Annotated in this window: 17 protein-coding genes; 10 read left to right on the forward strand and 7 right to left on the reverse strand. The window is 71.9% G+C overall.

The genetic code is table 11. From position 1 onward, the window contains the following. Nucleotides 1–145 precede the first annotated feature (145 nt). The 3 genes from ACLF6P_RS13550 to ACLF6P_RS13560 all read left to right on the forward strand — a co-directional run bounded on the left by ACLF6P_RS13550 (nucleotide 146) and on the right by ACLF6P_RS13560 (nucleotide 3166). The gene (locus ACLF6P_RS13550; protein ID WP_415950456.1) at nucleotides 146–1474 is read left to right on the forward strand and encodes a hypothetical protein; all 1329 of its coding nucleotides are present in this window, start codon (nucleotides 146–148) and stop codon (nucleotides 1472–1474) included. Between the two features lie 187 nt (nucleotides 1475–1661). Next, a complete protein-coding gene (locus ACLF6P_RS13555) occupies nucleotides 1662–2777 on the forward strand; it encodes a WxL protein peptidoglycan domain-containing protein (RefSeq protein ID WP_415950458.1) in 1116 nt (371 codons plus the stop codon). Further along, nucleotides 2774–3166 carry a GNAT family N-acetyltransferase gene (locus tag ACLF6P_RS13560; RefSeq protein ID WP_415950459.1) on the forward strand — a complete coding sequence of 131 codons (393 nt, stop codon included), beginning with the start codon at nucleotides 2774–2776 and terminating at the stop codon, nucleotides 3164–3166. Before ACLF6P_RS13555 ends, ACLF6P_RS13560 begins: the two co-directional genes overlap by 4 nt. Nucleotides 3167–3283: 117 nt before the next feature. Here ACLF6P_RS13560 and ACLF6P_RS13565 read toward each other — a convergent pair whose 3' ends face one another. Further along, entirely contained in the window at nucleotides 3284–3931 is a 648-nt protein-coding gene (locus ACLF6P_RS13565; RefSeq protein WP_415950460.1) for a LysE/ArgO family amino acid transporter, read from the reverse strand. 106 nt (nucleotides 3932–4037) lie between these two features. Between ACLF6P_RS13565 and ACLF6P_RS13570 the strand changes: the two genes are divergently transcribed. Continuing rightward, on the forward strand, nucleotides 4038–4970 hold the full coding sequence (locus tag ACLF6P_RS13570; protein ID WP_415950461.1) for a LysR family transcriptional regulator ArgP: 933 nt from the start codon (nucleotides 4038–4040) through the stop codon (nucleotides 4968–4970). An 11-nt stretch (nucleotides 4971–4981) separates the two neighbouring features. Here the strand turns inward: ACLF6P_RS13570 and mmsA are convergent, their stop codons facing one another. From mmsA to iolC, 4 genes are all read right to left on the reverse strand, one after another. Beyond that, entirely contained in the window at nucleotides 4982–6484 is a 1503-nt protein-coding gene (gene mmsA / locus ACLF6P_RS13575) for a CoA-acylating methylmalonate-semialdehyde dehydrogenase (RefSeq protein WP_415950508.1), read from the reverse strand. 65 nt (nucleotides 6485–6549) lie between these two features. Further along, nucleotides 6550–8427 (reverse strand): 3D-(3,5/4)-trihydroxycyclohexane-1,2-dione acylhydrolase (decyclizing), encoded by a 1878-nt coding sequence (gene iolD, locus ACLF6P_RS13580; protein WP_415950462.1) that lies wholly within the window; start codon nucleotides 8425–8427, stop codon nucleotides 6550–6552. Continuing rightward, a complete protein-coding gene (gene iolB, locus ACLF6P_RS13585; protein ID WP_415950463.1) occupies nucleotides 8424–9317 on the reverse strand; it encodes a 5-deoxy-glucuronate isomerase in 894 nt (297 codons plus the stop codon). Before iolB ends, iolD begins: the two co-directional genes overlap by 4 nt. A 151-nt stretch (nucleotides 9318–9468) precedes the next feature. After that, the gene (gene iolC / locus ACLF6P_RS13590; protein ID WP_415950464.1) at nucleotides 9469–10425 is read right to left on the reverse strand and encodes a 5-dehydro-2-deoxygluconokinase; all 957 of its coding nucleotides are present in this window, start codon (nucleotides 10423–10425) and stop codon (nucleotides 9469–9471) included. Between the two features lie 172 nt (nucleotides 10426–10597). Here iolC and ACLF6P_RS13595 point away from each other — a divergent pair, with 172 nt between their 5' ends. Together ACLF6P_RS13595 and ACLF6P_RS13600 are read left to right on the forward strand one after the other, a co-directional pair. Then, nucleotides 10598–11506 (forward strand): sugar phosphate isomerase/epimerase family protein, encoded by a 909-nt coding sequence (locus ACLF6P_RS13595; RefSeq protein WP_415950465.1) that lies wholly within the window; start codon nucleotides 10598–10600, stop codon nucleotides 11504–11506. A 271-nt stretch (nucleotides 11507–11777) separates the two neighbouring features. Continuing rightward, nucleotides 11778–11975 carry a helix-turn-helix transcriptional regulator gene (locus ACLF6P_RS13600; RefSeq protein WP_415950466.1) on the forward strand — a complete coding sequence of 66 codons (198 nt, stop codon included), beginning with the start codon at nucleotides 11778–11780 and terminating at the stop codon, nucleotides 11973–11975. A 106-nt stretch (nucleotides 11976–12081) separates the two neighbouring features. Here ACLF6P_RS13600 and ACLF6P_RS13605 read toward each other — a convergent pair whose 3' ends face one another. Further along, nucleotides 12082–14310 carry an MMPL family transporter gene (locus ACLF6P_RS13605; protein WP_415950467.1) on the reverse strand — a complete coding sequence of 743 codons (2229 nt, stop codon included), beginning with the start codon at nucleotides 14308–14310 and terminating at the stop codon, nucleotides 12082–12084. A 217-nt stretch (nucleotides 14311–14527) separates the two neighbouring features. On the opposite strand from ACLF6P_RS13605, the gene ACLF6P_RS13610 reads away from it, so the two are divergent. Then, nucleotides 14528–15181: a TetR/AcrR family transcriptional regulator gene (locus ACLF6P_RS13610; RefSeq protein ID WP_415950468.1), complete on the forward strand. Its 654-nt coding sequence runs from the start codon at nucleotides 14528–14530 to the stop codon at nucleotides 15179–15181. A 102-nt stretch (nucleotides 15182–15283) separates the two neighbouring features. Here ACLF6P_RS13610 and ACLF6P_RS13615 read toward each other — a convergent pair whose 3' ends face one another. Then, nucleotides 15284–16498: a cation:proton antiporter gene (locus tag ACLF6P_RS13615; protein WP_415950469.1), complete on the reverse strand. Its 1215-nt coding sequence runs from the start codon at nucleotides 16496–16498 to the stop codon at nucleotides 15284–15286. A gap of 128 nt (nucleotides 16499–16626) precedes the next feature. On the opposite strand from ACLF6P_RS13615, the gene ACLF6P_RS13620 reads away from it, so the two are divergent. The 3 genes from ACLF6P_RS13620 to ACLF6P_RS13630 all read left to right on the forward strand — a co-directional run bounded on the left by ACLF6P_RS13620 (nucleotide 16627) and on the right by ACLF6P_RS13630 (nucleotide 20589). Then, entirely contained in the window at nucleotides 16627–17517 is an 891-nt protein-coding gene (locus ACLF6P_RS13620) for a PrsW family intramembrane metalloprotease (protein WP_415950470.1), read from the forward strand. Nucleotides 17518–17637: 120 nt separating this feature from the next. Then, a complete protein-coding gene (locus ACLF6P_RS13625) occupies nucleotides 17638–17946 on the forward strand; it encodes a heavy-metal-associated domain-containing protein (protein WP_415950471.1) in 309 nt (102 codons plus the stop codon). 195 nt (nucleotides 17947–18141) lie between these two features. After that, nucleotides 18142–20589, forward strand: a complete 2448-nt coding sequence (locus ACLF6P_RS13630; protein WP_415950472.1) for a heavy metal translocating P-type ATPase — start codon at nucleotides 18142–18144, stop codon at nucleotides 20587–20589. Nucleotides 20590–20812 lie beyond the last annotated feature (223 nt).

Genomic DNA, 20812 nt, shown 5'->3' on the forward strand with positions numbered 1-20812 from the left:
GTCAAGGGCGGCCGGTCCGTCGGCACAGGAGTGCCGGTCCCCAATGTAAGCGACTCCACCCCCGGGACCGACAGCTCCTGTGATCGCGTACGGCCGCAACTGCGTACGCGCAACCGGATATCTCTGTCCAAGGGGGCACCAACAAGTGAGAACCATCCGTAAACGCATTCCGGCCTGCGTGGGAGCGCTGGCCCTCGCCGTGGGAGCGGGGGTCGTGGGGCTCGCGGGCCCGGCGGCCGCCGTCGAGGGCACCGCCACCGCCTCCATGCACTGCACCCTGCCGCCGGGCTCCCCGTCACCCAACCCGCGGGACATGGACTCCACGTACACCGTCGAGGTGCCGGACGAGGTGCAGCCCGGTGATGTCCTGCCGGCCGGCTCGATCACGGTGACACCCTCGCCGACCGGCGTCGCGGTGCCGCTCCAGGTCGATCTGACGATGACCCCGTCCGTCACGTTCGAGCTCGCCAACACGGGCATCCCGGCGGGTACGACGGTGACGGTCACGGGTGACGTCCAGCCTCAGCAGACCGTCGCGGCGAACGAGGAGCCGACGATCCTGCCGTGGACCAACAACGCGCCCGTCACCATCCCGGCGAGCGCCTCCCCGGGCAGCATCGACTGGCTGATCCACTCCTCGCTGACGATCACCGACATCATCAACCCGGCGCTGGGCAAGCAGGAGACGGTCTGCACGGCCAACGCCCCGATGGTCTCGGCGGTCACCAACCAGATCCCGGTCCCGACCGTGCCCACCACGACCAAGCTGACCCCGAACAACGGCGGCCCCGGCACGGATGTCACGGCCACGGGCGTCAACTTCGATCCGGGCCCGGTCACCTGCACCGCCTCGCTCGCGGGTGTCGACACGGACACCGGTACGGGCACGGCGGACGCGGCGGGCAACGCGAGCTGCACGCTGACCGTGACCACCAAGGCGGACAACGTCCGCATCAATGACACGGCGGGCAAGGCCTTCGTATGGGTGACTCCCATCGAGGGCGTGCCGCACCCCGTCGACATCGAGGTGCTGCCCGGCGCCCTGGCACTCGGTCCCGCCGAGGGCCTCCCCGCGCTCGACCTGGGCTCGGTCACCATCAACGGCAAGGCCCAGACGGTGAACGGCACGTTCAACGCCGCCGCCGTGCAGGACTTCCGCGGTGGCAGCCTCGGCTGGGACGTGACCGCGACACGGACGCCGTTCCTCAACACGGACACCGGCCACGCCATGCCCACGGCGACGCTCTCCATGGCGCCGACCTGCACCGTGACCAACCCGGACAGCCCGAGCACCTGCACGGTGGGCGCGGCCGGAGCGGTCACGGACACCCCGATGCAGGTCGCCTCGCAGGCGCCCGGCGGTGAGGAGCTGACCGGCGGCGAGTTCGAGGTCGGCGGCGGAGCCTCGCTGACGCTGCCGCCGTTCATGTTCGCGGACAGCTACCAGTCGGTCGTCACGTTCTCCATGGCGTAACCGGCCCACCGAGGTACCGACCGCACCACGGTGCGGGGTGCTGCCCGGCCGGATGCCCTCCGGGCGCACCCCGCACCACCCGCTCTCACCCGACACCGGCGACGCCGGCGACGCCGGCGACACCGCAACCGGTCCGCCCGACACCACACTTCCCCGCCCGACACCGCAACTCCCGCTTGGAGCAGGCATGCCCAGACCGTACGCGTGGATCGTGGCCGCAGTGGCCGGCCTGCTCCTGGCGCTGACCGGACCGCCGCAGGACGCCCGCGCCGCGGAGAACGGTACGTGGGCGGTGTTCCCCACCCCGCCCGCGGGCTCGGACACGCGCGGGCGCGAGTACTTCGCGCACGCGGCCGATCCGGGCGCGGAGATCGAGGACAGCGTGACGGTGGCGAACACCTCGGACAAGGAGCTGACGTTCCGGGTGTTCGCGACCGACGCGATGAACACCCCGAGGGGCGGCGCATTCGCGCTGCTCCCCGTACAGCAGGAACCGAAGGACGTGGGCACCTGGATCGAACTGGGCGCGGAGGACGCCGCCCGGGACACCACGATCACCGTGCGGCCGCACCAGCGCGTCGACATCCCGTTCCGTCTGAAGGTCCCCGACGACGCCTCGCCGGGCGACCACATCGGCGGGATCGTGGCGCTCAACACCGAGGTGGAGAGCGTCCGCGAGGAGGACAACGTACGGGTGGGCGTGCAGCGTTCGGTGGGCGCGCGGATGTATCTGCGGGTGAACGGGCCCGAGGCGCCGGCGCTCCTGGTGGAGTCCGTCTCGGTCGAGCGCAGCGCACCGCTGCTGCCCTGGACCTCCGATGCGAAGGCCACGGTCCGCTACGTCCTCGTCAACCACGGCAACGTACGCATCCGGCCGACGGTCCAGCTCACCGCGGAAGGCCTCTTCGGCCGCGATGTCCTCACGCAGCGCCCGCGCGCCCTGAAGACGGAACTGCTGCCGGGCCAGCGCGTCGAACTCACCGAACCCTGGGCCAGCACACCGCAGTTCGACCGGGTCACGCTCAAGGTGACGGCCGGGGCCTTCGACCGGCCCGAGGTCCCGAAGGCCACCGCCCGGACCTCCTTCCTCGCCCTCCCCTGGCCGGCGCTGCTCGCCCTGCTCGGCCTGCTGCTGCTCGTCTGGGCCACCCGCCGGGTCCGCCGCGCCGGCGGGCCGCGCGCCGCGTGGCGGCGCCTGCGCACACGTCTGCGCGCACGACTGCGCAGAACACCCCGCGCGCCCAACTCCCGTGATACGGATGAGGAATGGACATCCGCCGCGCCACCGAGCCTGACCAGGTGACAGCCGCCGCCCACCTCTTCGACGGCCCGCCCCTTGAGGACGCCACCCACGGCTTCCTCGCCGCGGGCGGCCACCACATGTTCTTCGCCTACGAGGACGAGCCCGGCGGGCGACGCCCGGTCGGCTTCATCACCGGCATCGAGATCCACCACCCGGACAAGGGCGTGGAGATGTGCCTGTACGAACTGGGCGTCGAGTCCGCGTACCGCCGCAGAGGTATCGCCACCGCCCTGATCACCGAACTCGCCTCGCTCGCCCGCGAGCGGGGCTGCTACGACATGTGGGTTCCCGTCGACACGGACAACGAGGGGGCGCTTGCGACCTACCGCGCGACCGGGGCGAAGGACGACGGGGTGTGTGCGGTGCTGACCTGGGAGTTCGGCGGCTAGTGCCGCATCAGGGAACCTTTGCCCCGTCGCGACGCCCGGCGCGCGCAAGAGGCTTCATGGCGCGCGCAAGAGGCGTCATGGCGCGCGCAGGAGGTCTCACAGCGCGCCCGGGAGATCTCACAGCGCGCGCAGGAGCAGCATCCCGCCAAGCGTGAGCATCATCGCCGCCACGAGTCCGTCGAGGATCCGCCAGGCCGTGGGCCGGGCGAGGACCCCGCTGAGCAGCCGCGCGCCGTAGCCGAGGGCCACGAACCACACCAGGCTGCCCAGCATCGCGCCGATCCCGAACACCCAGCGCAGGTCCCCGCGTTCCGCGGCGACCGAGCCGAGGAGCAGCACGGTGTCCAGGTAGACATGCGGGTTCAGCCAGGTCAGCGCCAGGCAGGTGAGGACCGCGGCCTTGATGGACCGGGTACCCGCCCCCTCCGTCGTCAACCCCTGTCCCTGCCCCTGCCCCTGCCCCGCCTCGGCCGGGCGCAGGGCTCGCCGGGCGGCGAGGGCTCCGTACGCGAGCAGGAACGCGCCGCCCGCCAGGCCGACCAGCGTCAGCGCCGCGGGCCATGCAGTGACCACCGCGCCGAGCCCCGCCACGCCGAGGGCGATCAGGACGACATCGGAAGCGGCGCAGATGGCGACGACGGGGAGCACGGCCTGCCCGCGCACTCCCTGGCGCAGCACGAAGGCGTTCTGGGCGCCGATGGCGACGATCAGGGAGAGGCCGGTGCCGAAGCCGGCGCCGACGGCCGGGAGGAGTCCGCTGTTCATGGCTTCGAAGCTAGGGACCTTCGAGGCATCAGTACAGCTAAAGTTTCTTAGGCTGCTTCAGCACAGCTAATGACCGACGGGATCGAAGGGATGGTGGAGGACGGCCATGGAACTGCCCCACGATCTGGTCCGCACCCTCCTCGCCGCCGTCGACGAGGGCACCTTCGACGCGGCCGCCGCCTCCCTGCACCTGACCCCGTCCGCGGTCAGCCAGCGCATCAAGGCGCTGGAACAGCGCACCGGCCGGGTGCTGCTGACCCGCACCAAGCCGATCCGGCCGACCGAATCGGGCGAGGTGGTGGTGCGTTTCGCGCGGCAGCTCGCGGCACTCGAACAGGCGGCCCGGCTGGACCTCGGGCTCGCGGACGACGACGGCGGCGGCGGAGGCGACGACGCCTCCCGGACGGCGGCGCGGCTTCCCGTCGTCGTGAACGCGGACTCCCTGGCCACCTGGTTCCTGCCCGCCCTGACCCGGATGCCGCAGCACCCGCCGGTCTGCTTCGAGCTGCTGCGCGAGGACGAGGGGCACTCGGCGGCGCTGCTGCGCGAGGGCCGGGTGATGGCGGCGGTGACCTCCTCTGCGGAGCCGGTGGCGGGCTGCACGGTGCGACCGCTGGGGCGGGCCCGGTATCTGCCGGTGGCGACACCGGAGTTCAGGGACCGGCATCTGCTGCCGGGACCGCTCTCGCGCCGGCTGCCCCGGGCACCGGTGGTGGTCTACGACCGGCGCGACGAACTGCAGGACCGTTTCGTGCGCCGCCTGACCCGCGGCCGCGCGCAGGCCGGACCGCTCCGGCACTATGTCCCCGCCTCCGAGGGCTACCGCGACGCGGTCGCCGCGGGCCTCGGCTGGGGCCTGGTCCCGGACATCCAGGCGGTCCCGCTGCTCGATACGGGCACCCTCGTCGAGCTGGCGCCGGGCCGGCACCTGGACGTACCGCTGTACTGGCAGCAGTGGAAGCTCGACACTCCACCCCTCGCCGCTGTGACGACCGCGGTCGTCACAGCGGCGACGGAACTCCTGCACCCGCCTGCCTGACGGGCAGTGGCTCAGTGGTTGCGCGGGAACCCGAGGTCGACGCCGGAGGGAGCGTCCGCCGGGTCCGGCCAGCGGGTGGTGACGACCTTGCCGCGGGTGTAGAAGTGCGTGCCGTCGTTGCCGTAGATGTGGTGGTCGCCGAAGAGGGAGTCCTTCCAGCCGCCGAAGCTGTGGTAGCCGACGGGGACCGGGATCGGGACGTTGACGCCGACCATGCCGGCCTCGACCTCCAGCTGGAAGCGACGGGCCGCGCCGCCGTCGCGGGTGAAGATCGCGGTGCCGTTGCCGAAGGGCGAGGCGTTGATGAGGGCCAGCCCCTCCTCGTAGGTCTCGGCCCGCAGCACGCACAGGACCGGGCCGAAGATCTCGTCCTTGTACGCGTCGGAGGTGACCGGTACGCGGTCGAGGAGCGAGAGGCCGATCCAGTGGCCGTCCTCGTGGCCCTCGACCGTGTAGCCCGTGCCGTCGAGGACGACCTCACAGCCCTGCGCCTCGGCGCCGTGCACATACGAGGCGACCTTGTCGCGGTGTGCCGCCGTGATCAGCGGGCCCATCTCGGAGGACGGGTCGTTGCCCGGACCGATCTTGATCTTCTCGGCGCGCTCGCGGATCTTGTCGACCAGCTCGTCACCGCTGGAGCCGACCGCCACCACCGCGGAGATCGCCATGCAGCGCTCGCCCGCCGAGCCGTAGGCGGCGGAGACCGCGGCGTCGGCGGCCGCGTCGAGGTCGGCGTCGGGCAGCACCAGCATGTGGTTCTTCGCGCCGCCGAGCGCCTGGACGCGCTTGCCGTTGGCGGAGGCGGTGGTGTGGATGTAGCGGGCGATCGGGGTGGAGCCGACGAAGGAGACGGCGGCCACGTCCGGGTGCTCCAAGAGGCGGTCGACGGCCACCTTGTCGCCGTGCACCACGTTGAAGACGCCGTCCGGCAGACCCGCCTCGGCGAGCAGTTCGGCGATCTTCAGGGAGGCCGAGGGGTCCTTCTCGCTGGGCTTGAGCACGAAGGTGTTGCCGCAGGCGATGGCCAGCGGGAACATCCACATCGGCACCATCGCCGGGAAGTTGAAGGGCGTGATGCCCGCGACGACACCCAGCGGCTGGCGGATCGAGGCCACGTCCACGCGGTTCGACACGGACGTGGACAGCTCACCCTTGAGCTGCACGGTGATCCCGCAGGCCAGGTCCACGATCTCCAGGCCGCGCGCGACCTCGCCGAGCGCGTCCGAGTGCACCTTGCCGTGCTCGGCGGTGATCAGCTCGGCGATCTCGTCGCGGTGCGCGTCGAGCAGCGCGCGGAACTTGAAGAGGACCGTGGTGCGCTGCGCGAGCGAGGACTGCCCCCAGCTCGCCCAGGCCTCCTTGGCGGCGGCGACCGCCGCGTCCACCTCCTCGACGGAGGCGAAGTCGACCCGGGTGGTCACGGCCCCGGTCGCCGGGTCGGTGACCGGTCCGGTGCGGCCCGAGGCGCCCTCGACGCTCTTGCCACCGATCCAGTGGTGCACGGCCTTGGTCACCGCGTTCGTCGCGGTGTCCGTCACGGCGTTCGTCATGGCCTACTCCTCGAACTACTGCTGATATGTCACAGATGGCGCCGGCGGTCCCGTGCCCGCAGCTCGTAGGTCCGGCGCGCCTCGACCGCCGCCTTGCGCGTCGCGGTCTCGGCCACGGGAACATCCCACCACGCCTGCGCGGCCCCCGCGCCCGACACTGTGTCTGCCGATTCGGTCTCGGTATAGACACATGTGGGCACCTCGGCCGCGCGGGCCTCGCGGAGGGCTTCCCGCAGCTCACGTACGGTCCCGGCGCGCAGCACCCGCATCCCGAGGCTCTCGGCGTTGGCCGCGAGATCCACCGGCAGCGGGTCTCCGGTGTAGGTGCCGTCCGCGGCCCGGTAGCGGTAGCCGGTCGCGAAGCCCTCCGCGCCGACGGCCTCGGAGAGCGAGCCGATGGAGGCGTACCCGTGGTTCTGCAGGATCACGAGTTTGATCGCGATCCCTTCCTGTACGGCGGTGACCAGCTCGGTGGGCATCATCAGATACGTACCGTCCCCGACGAGCGCCCAGACCTCCCGCCCGGGCTCGGCGAGCTTCACGCCGATCGCGGCGGGGATCTCGTAGCCCATGCAGGAGTAGCCGTATTCGACGTGGTACTGGTCGGATGTCCGGGCGCGCCACAGTTTGTGCAGGTCGCCGGGGAGGGATCCGGCGGCGTTGACCAGGACGTCGCGCTCGTCGGCCAGTGCGTCGAGGGCGCCGAGGAGCTGGCCCTGGGTGGGGCGCGCCCCGGGGTCGGGGGCGCTGCAGGCGCGGGTGACCACCTCGTCCCAGGCGGCCCGGAGCGCGGCGCACTCCTCGCCGTACTCCGGGTCGACGCGGAATCCGGCCAGGGCCTCGGCGGCGCTCAGCCGCTCCAGGCCCTCCCGGGCATCGGCCACGAGTGCCGTACCGGCGAGCTTGTGTGCGTCGAAGGCGGCGATGTTGAGGTTCACGAACCGGACCCCGGGGTGCCGGAACAGGCTCGCCGAGGCCGTGGTGAAGTCGGTGTACCGCGTGCCGACGCCGATCACCACATCGGCTTCGCGGGCCAGCCGGTCGGCGGCCGCGGTGCCGGTGTGCCCGATCGCCCCGACCTCCTGCGGATGACCGGCGGGCAGCGCTCCCTTGCCGGACTGGGTACAGGCCACGGGCACCCCCGTGCGCCCGGCGAACCCCCGCAGCGCCGCCTCGGCCGCGCTGTGCCGTACCCCGCCGCCCGCGATGACCAGCGGCCGCCGGGCCCGCGCGATCACCTCCGCGGCGGCGGAGACCTCCGCCTCGTCGGGAGCCGGTCGCCGCACCCGCCACACCCGCTCCCGGAAGAACTCCTCCGGCCACTCCCAGGCCTCGGCCTGCACATCCTGCGGCAGCGCGAGCGTCACGGCCCCGGTGTCGACGGGGTCCACCAGGACCCGCATCGCCGCGAGCGCCGCCGGGATCAGCGCCTCCGGCCGCGTCACGCGGTCGAAGTGCTTCGAGACCGGCCGCAGGCAGTCGTTCACCGACACATCGCCCGCATACGGCACTTCGAGCTGCTGCAGCACGGGATCGGCGGGCCGGGCCGCGAACACGTCGCCGGGCAGCAGCAGTACGGGGATGTGGTTGATGGTGGCGAGCGCGGCACCGGTGACGAGGTTGGTCGCGCCGGGGCCGATCGAGGTGGTCACGGCGTGCGTGGACAGGCGGCGCGAGTGGCGGGCGTAGCCGACCGCCGCGTGCACCATCGCCTGCTCGTTGCGCCCCTGGTGGAAGGGCATGTCCTCGCCGTGCTCGACGAGCGCCTGGCCGAGCCCTGCCACATTGCCGTGGCCGAAGATCCCCCAGGTGGCGGTGATCAGCCGCTGCCGGACTCCGTCCCGCTCGGTGTACTGCCGCGCCAGGAAGCGGACGAGGGCCTGGGCGACCGTCAGGCGGACCGTCATCGGTATCCCTCCGCGAAGTCGGGGTGGAACCTGATCCTCCACTCCCGGCCCGTCCCCGGGCCGGCCATCACGTTCAGGTAGTACATGGTGTGTCCCGGCTGGGCGACGGACGGCCCGTGCCAGCCGTCCGGCACCAGGACCGCGTCCCCGGTGCGGACTTCGGCGAGCACGTCCGTACCGCCTTCGCGCGAGGGGCTGACCCGCTGGTAGCCGAGGGCCTCCGGCCCGCCGTCGAGCTCGAAGTAGTAGATCTCCTCCAGCTCGCTCTCCTCGCCCGGCACGTGTTCGTCGTGCTTGTGCGGCGGATACGAGGACCAGTTGCCGCCGGGCGTGATGACCTCCACGGCGATCAGGCGCTCGCAGCCGAAGACGTCGGCGGCGGCGAAATTGCGCACCTCGCGGGCGCAGTTCCCGCTGCCGCGCGCTTCGAGCGGGACCTCCGCCGCGGGGCCGTGGCGAGCCGGGAGTCTCCGCTCGCATCTCGCTCCTGCCAAAGCGAACCGGCCTCCCGCGACGGAGGAGATCTGGGCGTGCGCGTCACGCGGCACGTACGCGAAGTCGGTGGCCCCCGCGTAGACGTCCTTGCGCCCGGCGAGCTCGAAGAGCTCACCGTCCACGCGGTCCACACCGTCCACGCGGTCCACACCGTCCACGCCGTCCACGCGGTCCACGCGGTCCACGCCGTCCACGCCGTCAGCACGGTCCACGCCGACCGTGCAGCCGCCGGCCAGCGGCAGCACGATCCACTCGCTGTCGCCCGCGGCCAGCGTGTGCGAGCCGCCGGGCGGCAGCTCGACCACCCGCAGCGCGGCGAAGCTCCAGCCGGCCCGCTCGGGACCGATGTCCAGGGCGTACGGCCCGTGCGCCGTCTCGCCCGCGGGTACGTGCATCACCACTCCCTACCGCAGACCCACGACGGCCCCTGCGGCCGCCGTCCTCCCTTCATCATGGGGCGGATACGGCAGCGACCGGCCCACGACAAGCCCTCCGCGGCCGCCCTCACACCCGTCGGCCGCGGTCCGCCCCTCCTCGCGGCCGCTGTCACGCCCGCCCGTGCTCCAGGACCGCCTCGACCTCCCCCGGATACGGCATCGCCGAGGAGCAGGCGAGCCGCGATGCGACGAGCGCGCCCGCCGCATTTGCGTACCGCATGATGCGTTCCAGATCCCAGCCGGCCAGCAGTCCGTGGCACAGCGCCCCGCCGAAGGCGTCACCCGCGCCCAGGCCGTTGACGACCTCGACCGGTACCGGCGGGACCTCGGCTCTCTCCCCCTTGCGGTCGAGCGCGAGGACCCCCTCCGGTCCCTGCTTCACGACGGCAAGCTCCACTCCGTACTCCAGCAACTCCCGGGCAGCGTCCAAAGGTTCCCGCCGGCCGGTGGCTATCTCGCACTCCGTCAGATTTCCGACCGCGACCGTGGCAAGGCGCAGGGCCCGCTCGTAGTACGGGCGCGGCTCCTCGCCCCAGAACATGGGCCGCCAGTCGAGGTCGAAGACGGTGACCCCGGTGCGGGCGCGCTCCGTCAGCGCGGTGAGGGTGGCCTCGCGGCTGGGCTGTTCGCTCAGGCCCGTGCCCGTCATCCAGAACACGCGAGCCGCCCGCAGCGCCCCCATGTCCAGCTCGCCCGGGTGGATCTCCAGGTCGGGGGCCTTGGGCTGCCGGTAGAAGTGGAGCGGGAAGTCGTCGGGCGGGAAGATCTCGCAGAAGGTGAGGGGCGTCGGCAGGCCCGCGACCGGTGTCACCCAGCGGTCGTCGACGCCGAACTCCCGCAGGGCCCGGTGCAGATACGCGCCGAACGCATCCTCACCCGTACGAGTGATCACCGCGGTGCGCCGGCCGAGGCGGGCGGCGGCGACCGCGACATTCGAGGGGCTGCCGCCGAGGAACTTCCCGAAGCTCTCGACCTCGGCGAGCGGAACGCCGGTCTGCAGCGGGTAGAGGTCGACACCGATCCGGCCCATGGTGATCACGTCGAACGGGTCCTGCGCTTCGGACACCCGGCCACGCCCTTTCGGTCTCGCCCCGGTCCCCCAGGGGGTGTCCCCGTCGTACCGCCGACTCCACCTCTAATGCCGCGCGCCCCGCCCTGTCAACGCATTGTCCTGACATCCGGACCAACCACGCGGACCGCCTTGACACCCTTCTCCGGCCGCCGGAAAGCTGACGCCCATGACGCCGGCGCCTGCGCTCTCCCGTATCCGTATCGGCTCCGCGCCCGACTCGTGGGGGGTGTGGTTCCCGGACGATCCGCGGCAGGTGCCATGGCGTCGCTTCCTCGACGAGGTCGGCGCTGCGGGCTACGAGTGGATCGAGCTCGGCCCGTACGGTTACCTGCCCACCGACCCCGCGGTGCTGCGCGCGGAGACGGAACGGCGCGGCCTCAAGGTCTCGGCGGGCACGGTCTTCACCGGGCTGCACCACGGGCCCGCGGTGTGGGAGTCCACCTGGGAGCAGGTCTCGCGGGTGGCCGCGCTCGCGCGTTCGCAGGGCGCGGGGCATCTCGTCGTGATCCCCGCCTTCTGGCGGGACGACAAGTCGGGCGCGGTCCTGGAGGAGCGCGAGCTGACCGCGGAGCAATGGCGCGAACTGGCCCGTGGCCACGAGCGGCTCGCGCGCGAGGTGTCCGGGACGTACGGCCTGCGAACGGTGGTCCATCCGCACGCGGACACGCACATCGCCACCGAGGAGGACGTCACCCGCTTCCTCGACGCGACCGATTCCGCTCTGGTCTCGCTCTGCCTCGACACCGGGCACTACGCGTACTGCGGCGGCGACAACCTGAAGCTGATCGAGACCTACGGCTCACGGATCGGCTATCTGCACCTCAAGCAGGTCGACCCGGAGGTCCTGGCTGCCGTCCGCGCGGAGGACCTGCCCTTCGGGCCCGCGGTCGGCCGCGGTGTGATGTGCGAGCCGCCGACCGGACTGCCGGATCTGCAGCCGGTCCTGACGGCCGCTCAGGCAATCGGGGTCGAGCTCTTCGCGATCGTCGAACAGGACATGTACCCGTGCGACCCGGAGCGCCCGCTGCCCGTCGCGCGCCGCACCCGCACCTATCTGCGCTCCTGCGGGGCCTGAGGAGCGGTCACCCGGATCCGCTTCCGGGTGCATCGGGTCGCAGTCCGACAGATCTGTTGCAAAAGTCCCCCTTCCGTCACAGACGTCTCACTCACGCGGGTTTCCTGTCACACCCCCTCAACAGCCCCAGCCCTCTCGTCACTCCCCGTCGTTCACGGGGCAGAGGCTGAGTGATCGACAGCACACGCTGAGTGATCACGGCACAGCGCACCCGGCTCCCCCGACGGCTCCCCCGGGCCGCCGCCGCGGTGCGCACTGGGAGGCACCACATATGACCGACCGCAGGCTCTGGTCGTACAAGGACATCGCGGCACACATCCGGGTCCAGCCGGATACCGTGCGCTCCTACCGCAAGCACGGGCTGCTGCCGCCGCCCGACCATGTGGAAGCGGGCAAGCCGTACTGGTACGCCGACACCATCCGCCGCTGGGTGGCGAGCCGGCCGGGCAACAGGGGCCGCAAGGAGTAGCCGTACGGCCCTGCGTACGCGACAAGGCCTCCGTTCCCTTCGGACAGGGAGCGGAGGCCTTGTCGTGCGGGAAGCGGGGCCTTGCCGGGTGCGGTCCGCCGGTGGTTCAGACCCCGGCAACCTCGCGCTCAGGGGCCTTGGCCCCGGCGTCCGCGGCGGCCGGTTCCGGCTCACGCTCCCCCTCCCGCAGCCCGAACCGCTCGTGCAGCCGCCGCAGCGGCCCCGGCGCCCACCAGGTCCAGCGACCGGTGAGCTTGAGGACGGCGGGGACCAGGAGGCTTCGTACGATCATCGCGTCCATCAGGACCGCGAGGGCGATACCGAGCCCGAGCATCTTGGTGTTGGTGACGCGTGACGTGCCGATCGCCACCATCACCACCGCGAGGATCACCGCGGCGGCCGTGATCAGCCCTCCGGTGCGCTGCAGGCCGAACTTCACGGAGTGCTCGTGCTTCCCGGTGCGGTCGTACTCCTCCTTGATCCGCGACAGCAGGAACACCCCGTAGTCCATGGAGAGTCCGAACGCGACGCAGAACATCAGCACCGGCAGTGTGGTCTCGATGTCCCCGGTCGGGGTGAAGCCGAGCAGTCCGGACAGGTGTCCCTCCTGGAAGACCCACACCATCGCGCCGAACATCGCGGTGAGGCTGAGGCCGTTGAGCAGCACCGCCTGCAGCGGGATCAGGACGCTGCCGGTGAGCAGGAAGACGAGCAGCAGGGTGACCACCGCGATGATCGCGAGCGCCCAGGGCAGCCGCTCGCCGATCGCCGCCTTGGAGTCCTCGAGCTGGGCGGCGCGTCCGGTCACCGAGGTGTCGAACGGGGCCTTCTGCTCGCGCAGTTCATGGACCAGTTGCTGCGCCTGCCCGCCGACCGCCTCGCCCTTCGGCAGCACGGTGAAGTACGCGGAGCCGCCCGAGGCCGAGGGCACAGGGCCCTCGACGCGCAGGACGCCGGGCAGTTCGGCCACCCGCGTCCGATACGCCGCGTACTCCTCGGCCCCGCCCGGCCCGGCGAGCACCTTGAGCGCACCGTCCGGACTGCCGGGGAAGCCCTCGCGGATGTGCTGCTGCACGACATGCGACTCGGCGCTCGCCGGCAGCTGACGGTCGTCCGGGGTACCGAATTCGGCACCCAGGAAGGGCATTCCGAGCAGCAGCAGACCGGCGGTCGTCGCGATGGCGAAGACGGGCGCGCGGCGCATCACGAGCGCGGTGGCTCTGCCCCAGCCCGCGCCCGGCTCACGCGGGGTGGCACGCTCGCGGCGCCACAGCCTGCGCAGGTCGAGCGCGTTCACCCGGTGGCCGAGCAGCATCAGGGCGGCGGGCAGCAGGACCAGTGCGGCCGCTGCGGCGAGCAGCACCACGGCGATCCCGGCATAGGCGAACGAGCGCAGGAAGTACTGCGGGAAGAGCAGCATCGCGGCCAGGGACACCGCGACGGTGAGCGCCGAGAACAGCACGGTCCGCCCGGCCGTCCGCAGCGTCGTGCCGACCGCGGCCCGCACTTCGACGCCCGCGGCCAGTTCCTCGCGGAAGCGGCGGACGATGAACAGGGCGTAGTCGATGGCGAGGCCGAGGCCGAGCGCGGTCGTGAGGTTCATCGCGAAGACCGAGACGTCGGTGAACTCGGTGATCCCGCGCAGCACCGCGTTGGTGCCGAGGATCGCCACGATGCCGACGAGCAGCGGCAGCAGCGCGGCCACGGCACTGCCGAAGACCATCACGAGCAGGACGAGAGTGATCGGCAGCGCGATCATCTCGGCCCTGAGCAGGTCCTCCTGGATGGTCTCGGTCATCTCGTGCTGGACCGCGACGGGTCCGCCGACGGACACCTCGACCGGGCCGTGTTCGCCGCGCAGTTCGGGGGCGATCCGCTCCAGGGTCGCCGCGGCGGTCTTCTCGTCCCCCTCGATACGGGCGGAGATCAGCGCCTGCCGACCGTCCTCGGCCCGCAGTGCGGCCCGGGCCTCGGCTGGTGCCTGCCAGTACGAGCCGACGCCGGTCACCCCGTCCTCGGCGGCGAGTGCGGCGGCGAGGCGGCGGCCCTCGGCGGCCACGGCGGGATCGTCGACGCCCGCCTCTCCGCTGTCGACGAGCAGCAGCACATTCGGCTCGGAGTCGGGGAACTCCCGCTCGAGCACCTCGGTCGCGTACGTGGATTCGGCGGCCGGATCCTCCCAGCCGCCGCTGCCCATCCGGTCCGCGACCCCGCTGCCGGCGAACACCGCGAGCGCGGTGACGACAAGGGCGATCAGGAGGGAGAGGCGGGGGCGGGCTGTCACGAGCCGGGCGAAACCGCCCTGCTCGGGCGGGCTTGCGGGTGCTGTGGGCATAGCGGTGTCCCCTTCACCGTGCTAAACACGAGCCATCGCTCGCGTTTCCCTAGAATGCGAGCAACCGCTCGCATTTGTCAATCGAAACCCGAGTCATCGCTCGCATTCGCCCGGCGGTGATCCCGGGCCGCCCACCCGTCTCGCATAGGCTCGGGAGGGCAGGAGCGGGACAGTCCGGTCCGCGGCGGCCAGAGGTACGAGGGAGTGGGAGGCACCGATGCCCGACCAGCAGGAGCAGCAGCCGGCCGCGGCGAGGCCGCGCCGCCGCCAGGCGCGCGGGGAGCGCCGGGCCGCGCAGCTTCTGGACGCGGCGGCGGTGGTGTTCAGCCGCGTCGGGTACACGGCCGCGAGCACGAACGCGATCGCCCGCGAGGCCGGGGTGTCGCCCGGCACGCTGTACCAGTTCTTCCCGAACAAGGAGGCCATCGCGGTCGACCTGGGCAACCGGCTGCTCGAACAGTGGCGGGAGTCGTACGGGCAGGCCCTCGCCGCCGCGAACCTGGAGCTGCCGCTCGCCGAACTGCTGGACGCGGTGGTCGACCCGCTGCTGGAGTTCAACGCGCAGAACCCGGCGTTCCATGTCCTGATGCACGGCCCGGACACCCCCGGCCAGGTGACCGATGCCTTCGAGAACTTCCACGGGGTGGTGCTCCAGCGGATCGAGGAGATCCTGACGGGCTATCTGCCCGAGACCGCCCCGCCCGCCGAGGTCACCCGCGTCACGACCACGACGCTCGCACTGTTCAAGGCCGGGCTCGATCTGATCGCCGCACATCCGGACGAGCGGAAGGCGTATCAGGTGGAGCTGAAACGGGTGCTGTTCCGCTATCTCGACCCGATGATCTGCCCGGAGATGCCGGGCCGGGCCTGACCTCTCGGCCCTGGAGCGGGGTTCGGCACCCTTGGAGCGGGGTTCGGCACCCCTGGAGCGGGGTTCGGCACCAGCTTGCGAGCCCTCGCGCCCGGCCGCCGTTCACCAGGCCTCGTCCGCCTGCCGCGCCCCGTCCACCGGCTCCCTGCCGCCCGCCCCCGACCGCAGCCGCATCGCGAGCAGCGGGAACACCAGCACCGAGACCATCGCGGCCCCGACCAGCGCCGCAGCCTCACCGCCCTCGAGCAGATCGTCCTCCAGGCCGATCGCCGTGATCGCGACGACCAGAGGCAGTGCGGTGGAGGCGTACAGACCCAGCGCCGTGCGGTCGCGGCGGCCCAGGTCGCGGGGCGCGAGCAGTCGGACCGGCATGCCCCGCACGAGGAGGAAGAGCAGCAGGAACAGGGGCAGCAACAACAGGGCGCGGCCGCCGTCGAGCAGCGAGTCCAGGTCGAATCCGATGCCGGTGACCACGTAGAAGACGGGCACCAGGAAGCCGAATCCCATCGCCTCGATCTTCGAGACGACCTCGTGCGCACTCTCGGGCGCCGCACGGTGCAGCACGATGCGGACGATCATCCCGGCCGCGAACGCGCCGAGCAGCGTGTCGAGGCCGAGCCAGGTCGCGAGGCCCAGCATCAGCGTGAGCAGCAGCACCACGAGGCGGACGGCGAACTGTCCGCTACTGTGCAGGGTCTTGGCGATGATGCTCGAGAACCACGGCCGGTGCGGCCGCATCGCCCACCACACCGCGCAGGCGGTCAGCAGCGCGAAGAGCATGAGCACGACGGTGGACTGCCAGGCGCTGCGGCCGCTGAGCAGCACGGCCATGGCGATGATCGGACCGAACTCGCCGCACGCCCCGGTCGCCTGCACCACCGAGCCGAAGCGGCTGCGCAGATCGCCCGCGTCCCTGAGCAGCGGGATGATCGTGCCGAGCGCCGTGGAGGTCAGCGCCGTGCCGATGACGACGCCCTTGTGGAAGCCGCCCGCCGAGAGCAGCAGCCCGACACCGAGACCGAGGACGAGGGCACACACCCAGGACCAGGCGGCCCGGGTCAGGGTGTCGCCGCGGATCCGGTCGAACTCGATCTCGTACCCCGCGAGGAAGATCAGCATGGCGAGGCCGAGATGGGACAGGACCTCCACCAGTTCGCCTTCGGTCGCCCAGCCGAGCACGTCGGGGCCGACGACGATGCCGAGCAGGATCTCGAAGATGACCAGCGGGACCGGCAGCCAGCGGCCCACCCCGTAGGCGAGCGGAGGGGCCAGGACCGCGATGAACATGATCAGGATCAGCGTCCCGGGCTGCGACATAACGGCTGTTTACCATAAACTCCGGACAAAATGCTCCAGCAGCCCACCAGCCCCCGACCGGCCTCCCCCGACTCTCGCCGCCGGTCAAATCCGCTGAGTCCGGAGGTATTTGCGTGCACCCCGCCCCCGTGAGGAATGCCCCCGAGATCACCCCGGGCCTGTGGAAACGCTGCCTGTGGGGCGGCCTGGCCCTGTGGCTGCTGACCGCGGTCATCACGTACACCACGAAGAACACCACGCTGCTGCCGACCCTGATCCTGCTCGGCAGCTTCCTGGTTCCGGGCGTCTTCGCCCTGTGGGCCTACGAGCGGCACGGGCAGGACATCGGCGCGGGTGTGATCCTCGGCTGCTTCGTGACCGGCGGCATCCTGGGGGTGCTCGGCGCCTCGGTGATGGAGTACTACCTGCTGCACCCCTCCCTCTGGATGTTCCTCGGGGTCGGCCTGATCGAGGAGGCGGTCAAGCTCGCCGCCCTGATGTGGGTCGTACGCCGCCGCCCCCATCTGCATGGCCTGCGCACCGGCCTGGTGCTCGGCGCGGCGGTCGGCTTCGGGTTCGCCGCCTTCGAGAGCGCGGGGTACGCGTTCAACGCCGCCGTCACCACCAAGGGCATCGACCTGCGGGCACTCCTGGAGACGGAGTTCCTGCGCGGGGTGCTCGCCCCGTTCGGGCACGGCCTGTGGACGGCGATCGCGGGCGCGGTCCTCTTCGCGTTCCGCCGCCCCGACGGCCGGTTCCGTTTCGCGGGGCCCGTGGTCGGCGCGTATCTCGGCGTGGCGCTGCTGCACGCGCTCTGGGACTCGATGCACGGCATCGCGATCTGGCTGGTCGCCCGGATCACCGACACCGGGCTCGACCGCGCACTCTTCGCGCAGGGTTACGTCCCCGATCCGACCGACCAGCAGAAGCATCTCTTCACACTGTTCTCCGTCGGCGGCCTTGTGCTGATCTCGCTGATCGGCATCAGGTGGGTCCGCTCGCTCGCCGCACGCGACGAGACTTGGAAAAGTACCCCCTAGGGGTATACCGTGGAGCGTGAGGGGGCACCGGCAGAACCGCCCCCCCCCCCCCCATGCGGCACCCTGGCGCCCTTCCGTCCTGGTGCCCCGACCCACGCACTCCCTCGACAGGAGAACGACATGACCGCCCAGACCGAGCTCCCCCAGGCCGAGACCACCGGCTCCTGCTGCGGCGGCGGTGGCTGCGGCAGCGCGCCGGCCACCGACACGCAGGACGGAGTGGCCACCGTCTACCAGGTCACCGGCATGACCTGCGGTCACTGCGAGGGCGCGGTCTCCGCCGAGATCTCCGAGCTGCCCGGCGTCACCTCGGTCAAGGCCGTGGCCTCCACCGGCCAGGTCACCGTGGTCTCCGCCGTGCCGCTGGACGACGAGGCGGTACGGGCCGCGGTGGACGAGGCCGGCTACGAGCTGACCGGCCGCGCCTGAACCTGGGGAGCGACCATGGGGGTGTACGGCCGCAGGCCGTGCGCCCCCGTTCGCGTTCCCCATTCCGTTTGGCGTTCGCGTTCGCGTTCGCGGGCCGGCGCCGTTCGCAGCTGCGGTTGCGATCGTGGTTGCGGTTGCGGCTACTGCGGCGGCACGGCTACGGCACCTGCTCCTCGTACACCTGAGAGAACCGACATGCCTCAAGCAGCACCCGAAGCCATACCTCGGCCGAGCGAGGAGGTGGAGCTCGCCATCGGAGGAATGACCTGCGCCTCGTGCTCCTCGCGGATCGAGCGAAAGCTCAACCGGATGGAGGGCGTCACCGCCTCGGTCAATCTCGCCACCGAGAAAGCGCGAGTGGCGTACGGGGGTGAGGTCGGGGTCGGGGATCTGATCGCGACCGTGGAGAAGCTGGGGTACTCGGCGCGGGAGATCGCACCGAAGACCGCAGGTGCCTCCGGGGCGGGGGCGGAAGCGCCTTCGGATGCCTCGGCTCCGGGGGCGGCGGCTCCCGTGGACTCGGTGGGTGCGGGCGCGGGGGCTCCCTCGGGTGCGGCGGCTTCTTCGGGGGCTGCGGGCGGGCGCGCGGCAACTCTTTCCGGTGCTTCCGCAGCTTCGGACGCACCGGGAGCCGAGGAAGCCGCGGCCGGGCCGTCCGCTTCCGGGGGCCGGGAGGCCGATGCGCTGCGGCAGCGGTTCACCGTCAGCGCCGTACTCGCGCTGCCCGTGATCCTGATGGCGATGATCCCTGCGCTGCAGTTCGAGAACTGGCAGTGGCTCTCTTTGACGCTCGCCGCGCCGGTCGTGGTCTGGGGCGGGCTGCCCTTCCACCGGGCCGCGTGGACCAACGCGCGGCACGGCGCAGCCACCATGGACACGCTGGTCTCCGTGGGGACGCTCGCCGCCTTCGGCTGGTCGCTGTGGGCGCTCTTCCTCGGCGACGCGGGCAGGCCGGGAATGCGGCACGGCTTCGACTTCGGCGTCGCCCGCGCGGACGGGGCTTCCACGATCTACCTGGAGGTCGCCGCCGGAGTCATCGCCTTCATCCTGCTGGGCCGCTGGCTGGAGGCGCGCGCGAAGCGCAAGGCCGGGGCGGCGCTGCGGGCGCTGATGGAGCTGGGCGCGCGCGATGCCTCCGTGCTGCGCGACGGCGTGGAGGTGAGGGTGCTGGTCGAGGCGCTGCGCGTGGGCGACCGTTTCGTCGTACGGCCCGGGGAGAAGCTCGCCACGGACGGCACCGTCGTCGAGGGCTCCTCGGCGATCGACGCCTCGCTCCTGACCGGCGAGTCGGTGCCGGTGGACGTCACGGTGGGCTCCTCGGTGACGGGCGCCACCGTGAACGCGGGCGGGCGGCTCGTCGTCGAGGCCACCCGGGTGGGCGCCGACACACAGCTCGCGCACATGGCGCGGCTCGTGGCGGACGCCCAGGCCGGCAAGGCCGAGGTGCAGCGGCTCGCCGACCGGGTCTCGGCCGTGTTCGTGCCGGTGGTGCTGCTCATCGCGCTCGGCACGCTCGGGGTCTGGCTCGCGGTGACCGGGGACGCGGGCGCGGCGTTCACGGCGGCGGTCGCGGTGCTGATCATCGCCTGCCCATGCGCACTCGGGCTCGCGACGCCGACCGCGCTGATGGTCGGTACGGGGCGCGGCGCCCAGCTCGGCATCCTCATCAAGGGGCCCGAGGTCCTGGAGTCGACGCGGCGCGTGGACACCGTGGTCCTCGACAAGACGGGGACCGTGACCTCGGGGCGGATGGAGGTCGTGGCGGTGACCGCCGGACCGGACGCCGACGAGGAGGAGGCGCTGCGGTACGCGGGTGCCGTCGAGCACGCCTCGGAGCATCCGGTCGCGCGCGCGATCACCGCGGAGGCCGCCGTACGGTCCGGCGCCCTGCCCGAGGTCACGGACTTCGCGAACTCGGCCGGGCGCGGCGTCCGCGGCACGGTCGAGGGGCATCCGGTCCTCGTGGGCCGGGCCGCGCTCCTGACGGCGGAGGGCGTCTCCGTGCCGTCCTCTCTGGCCGATGCGCAGGCCACGGCGGAATCGCTCGGGCACACCGCAGTGCTCGTGGCATGGGACGGCGCCGCGCGGGCCGTGCTCGCGGTGGCGGACGCCGTGAAGCCGACGAGCGTCGAGGCGGTGACGCGGCTACGGGCGCTCGGCCTGCGGCCGGTCCTGCTCACCGGGGACAACGCGGCCGTCGCGCGCACCGTGGCCAAGGAGGTCGGGATCGCGGACGCGGACGTGATCGCCGAGGTGCTGCCCGAGGACAAGGTGGACGTCGTACGGCGGCTGCAGGGCGAAGGCCGCAGCGTGGCCATGGTCGGCGACGGGGTGAACGACGCGGCCGCCCTGGCCACCGCCGACCTCGGCCTGGCGATGGGCACGGGCACGGACGCCGCCATCCAGGCCGGCGATCTCACGCTCGTACGAGGCGATCTGCGCGTGGCCGCGGATGCGATCCGTCTGGCGCGGCGCACGCTCGCCACGATCAAGGGAAACCTGTTCTGGGCCTTCGGTTACAACGTGGCGGCGATTCCGCTGGCCGCCTCCGGCCTGCTGAACCCGATGATCGCCGGGGCCGCGATGGCCTTCTCCTCGGTGTTCGTCGTGACCAACAGCCTGCGCCTGCGCCGCTTCTCCTGATCCTGAAGCCGTTCGAGCTGGGACTTCACATCGTCCCCACAACACCCTTACGCTATGGGTCGATTCGGCACATCGGATACGAGGCGTCGAATCCGGACATGGCCAGGAGACGTAGATCACACTCCTCCCGACGTAACCATTCGGGGGGTTCGGAGGTCTAAAGGGCGGTGGCAGGAACGTCTTGGGGGGCGTTTCGGTCATCAGGGGATGTCTTGGGGGACAT

The sequence above is a fragment of the Streptomyces lothianensis genome (genome assembly GCF_047779955.1).
In the GTDB taxonomy this organism is placed as follows: domain Bacteria; phylum Actinomycetota; class Actinomycetes; order Streptomycetales; family Streptomycetaceae; genus Streptomyces.

Excerpts from the sequence above, each read along its gene's own strand:
- ACLF6P_RS13555 (WP_415950458.1), top strand. The coding sequence starts at position 1,662 with ATGCCCAGACCGTACGCGTGGATCGTGGCCGCAGTGGCCGGCCTGCTC.
- ACLF6P_RS13565 (WP_415950460.1), bottom strand. The coding sequence starts at position 3,931 with ATGAACAGCGGACTCCTCCCGGCCGTCGGCGCCGGCTTCGGCACCGGC.
- ACLF6P_RS13570 (WP_415950461.1), top strand. The coding sequence starts at position 4,038 with ATGGAACTGCCCCACGATCTGGTCCGCACCCTCCTCGCCGCCGTCGAC.
- iolD (WP_415950462.1), bottom strand. The coding sequence starts at position 8,427 with ATGACGGTCCGCCTGACGGTCGCCCAGGCCCTCGTCCGCTTCCTGGCG.
- iolB (WP_415950463.1), bottom strand. The coding sequence starts at position 9,317 with ATGCACGTACCCGCGGGCGAGACGGCGCACGGGCCGTACGCCCTGGAC.
- ACLF6P_RS13595 (WP_415950465.1), top strand. The coding sequence starts at position 10,598 with ATGACGCCGGCGCCTGCGCTCTCCCGTATCCGTATCGGCTCCGCGCCC.
- ACLF6P_RS13600 (WP_415950466.1), top strand. The coding sequence starts at position 11,778 with ATGACCGACCGCAGGCTCTGGTCGTACAAGGACATCGCGGCACACATC.
- ACLF6P_RS13605 (WP_415950467.1), bottom strand. The coding sequence starts at position 14,310 with ATGCCCACAGCACCCGCAAGCCCGCCCGAGCAGGGCGGTTTCGCCCGG.
- ACLF6P_RS13610 (WP_415950468.1), top strand. The coding sequence starts at position 14,528 with ATGCCCGACCAGCAGGAGCAGCAGCCGGCCGCGGCGAGGCCGCGCCGC.
- ACLF6P_RS13615 (WP_415950469.1), bottom strand. The coding sequence starts at position 16,498 with ATGTCGCAGCCCGGGACGCTGATCCTGATCATGTTCATCGCGGTCCTG.
- ACLF6P_RS13625 (WP_415950471.1), top strand. The coding sequence starts at position 17,638 with ATGACCGCCCAGACCGAGCTCCCCCAGGCCGAGACCACCGGCTCCTGC.
- ACLF6P_RS13630 (WP_415950472.1), top strand. The coding sequence starts at position 18,142 with ATGCCTCAAGCAGCACCCGAAGCCATACCTCGGCCGAGCGAGGAGGTG.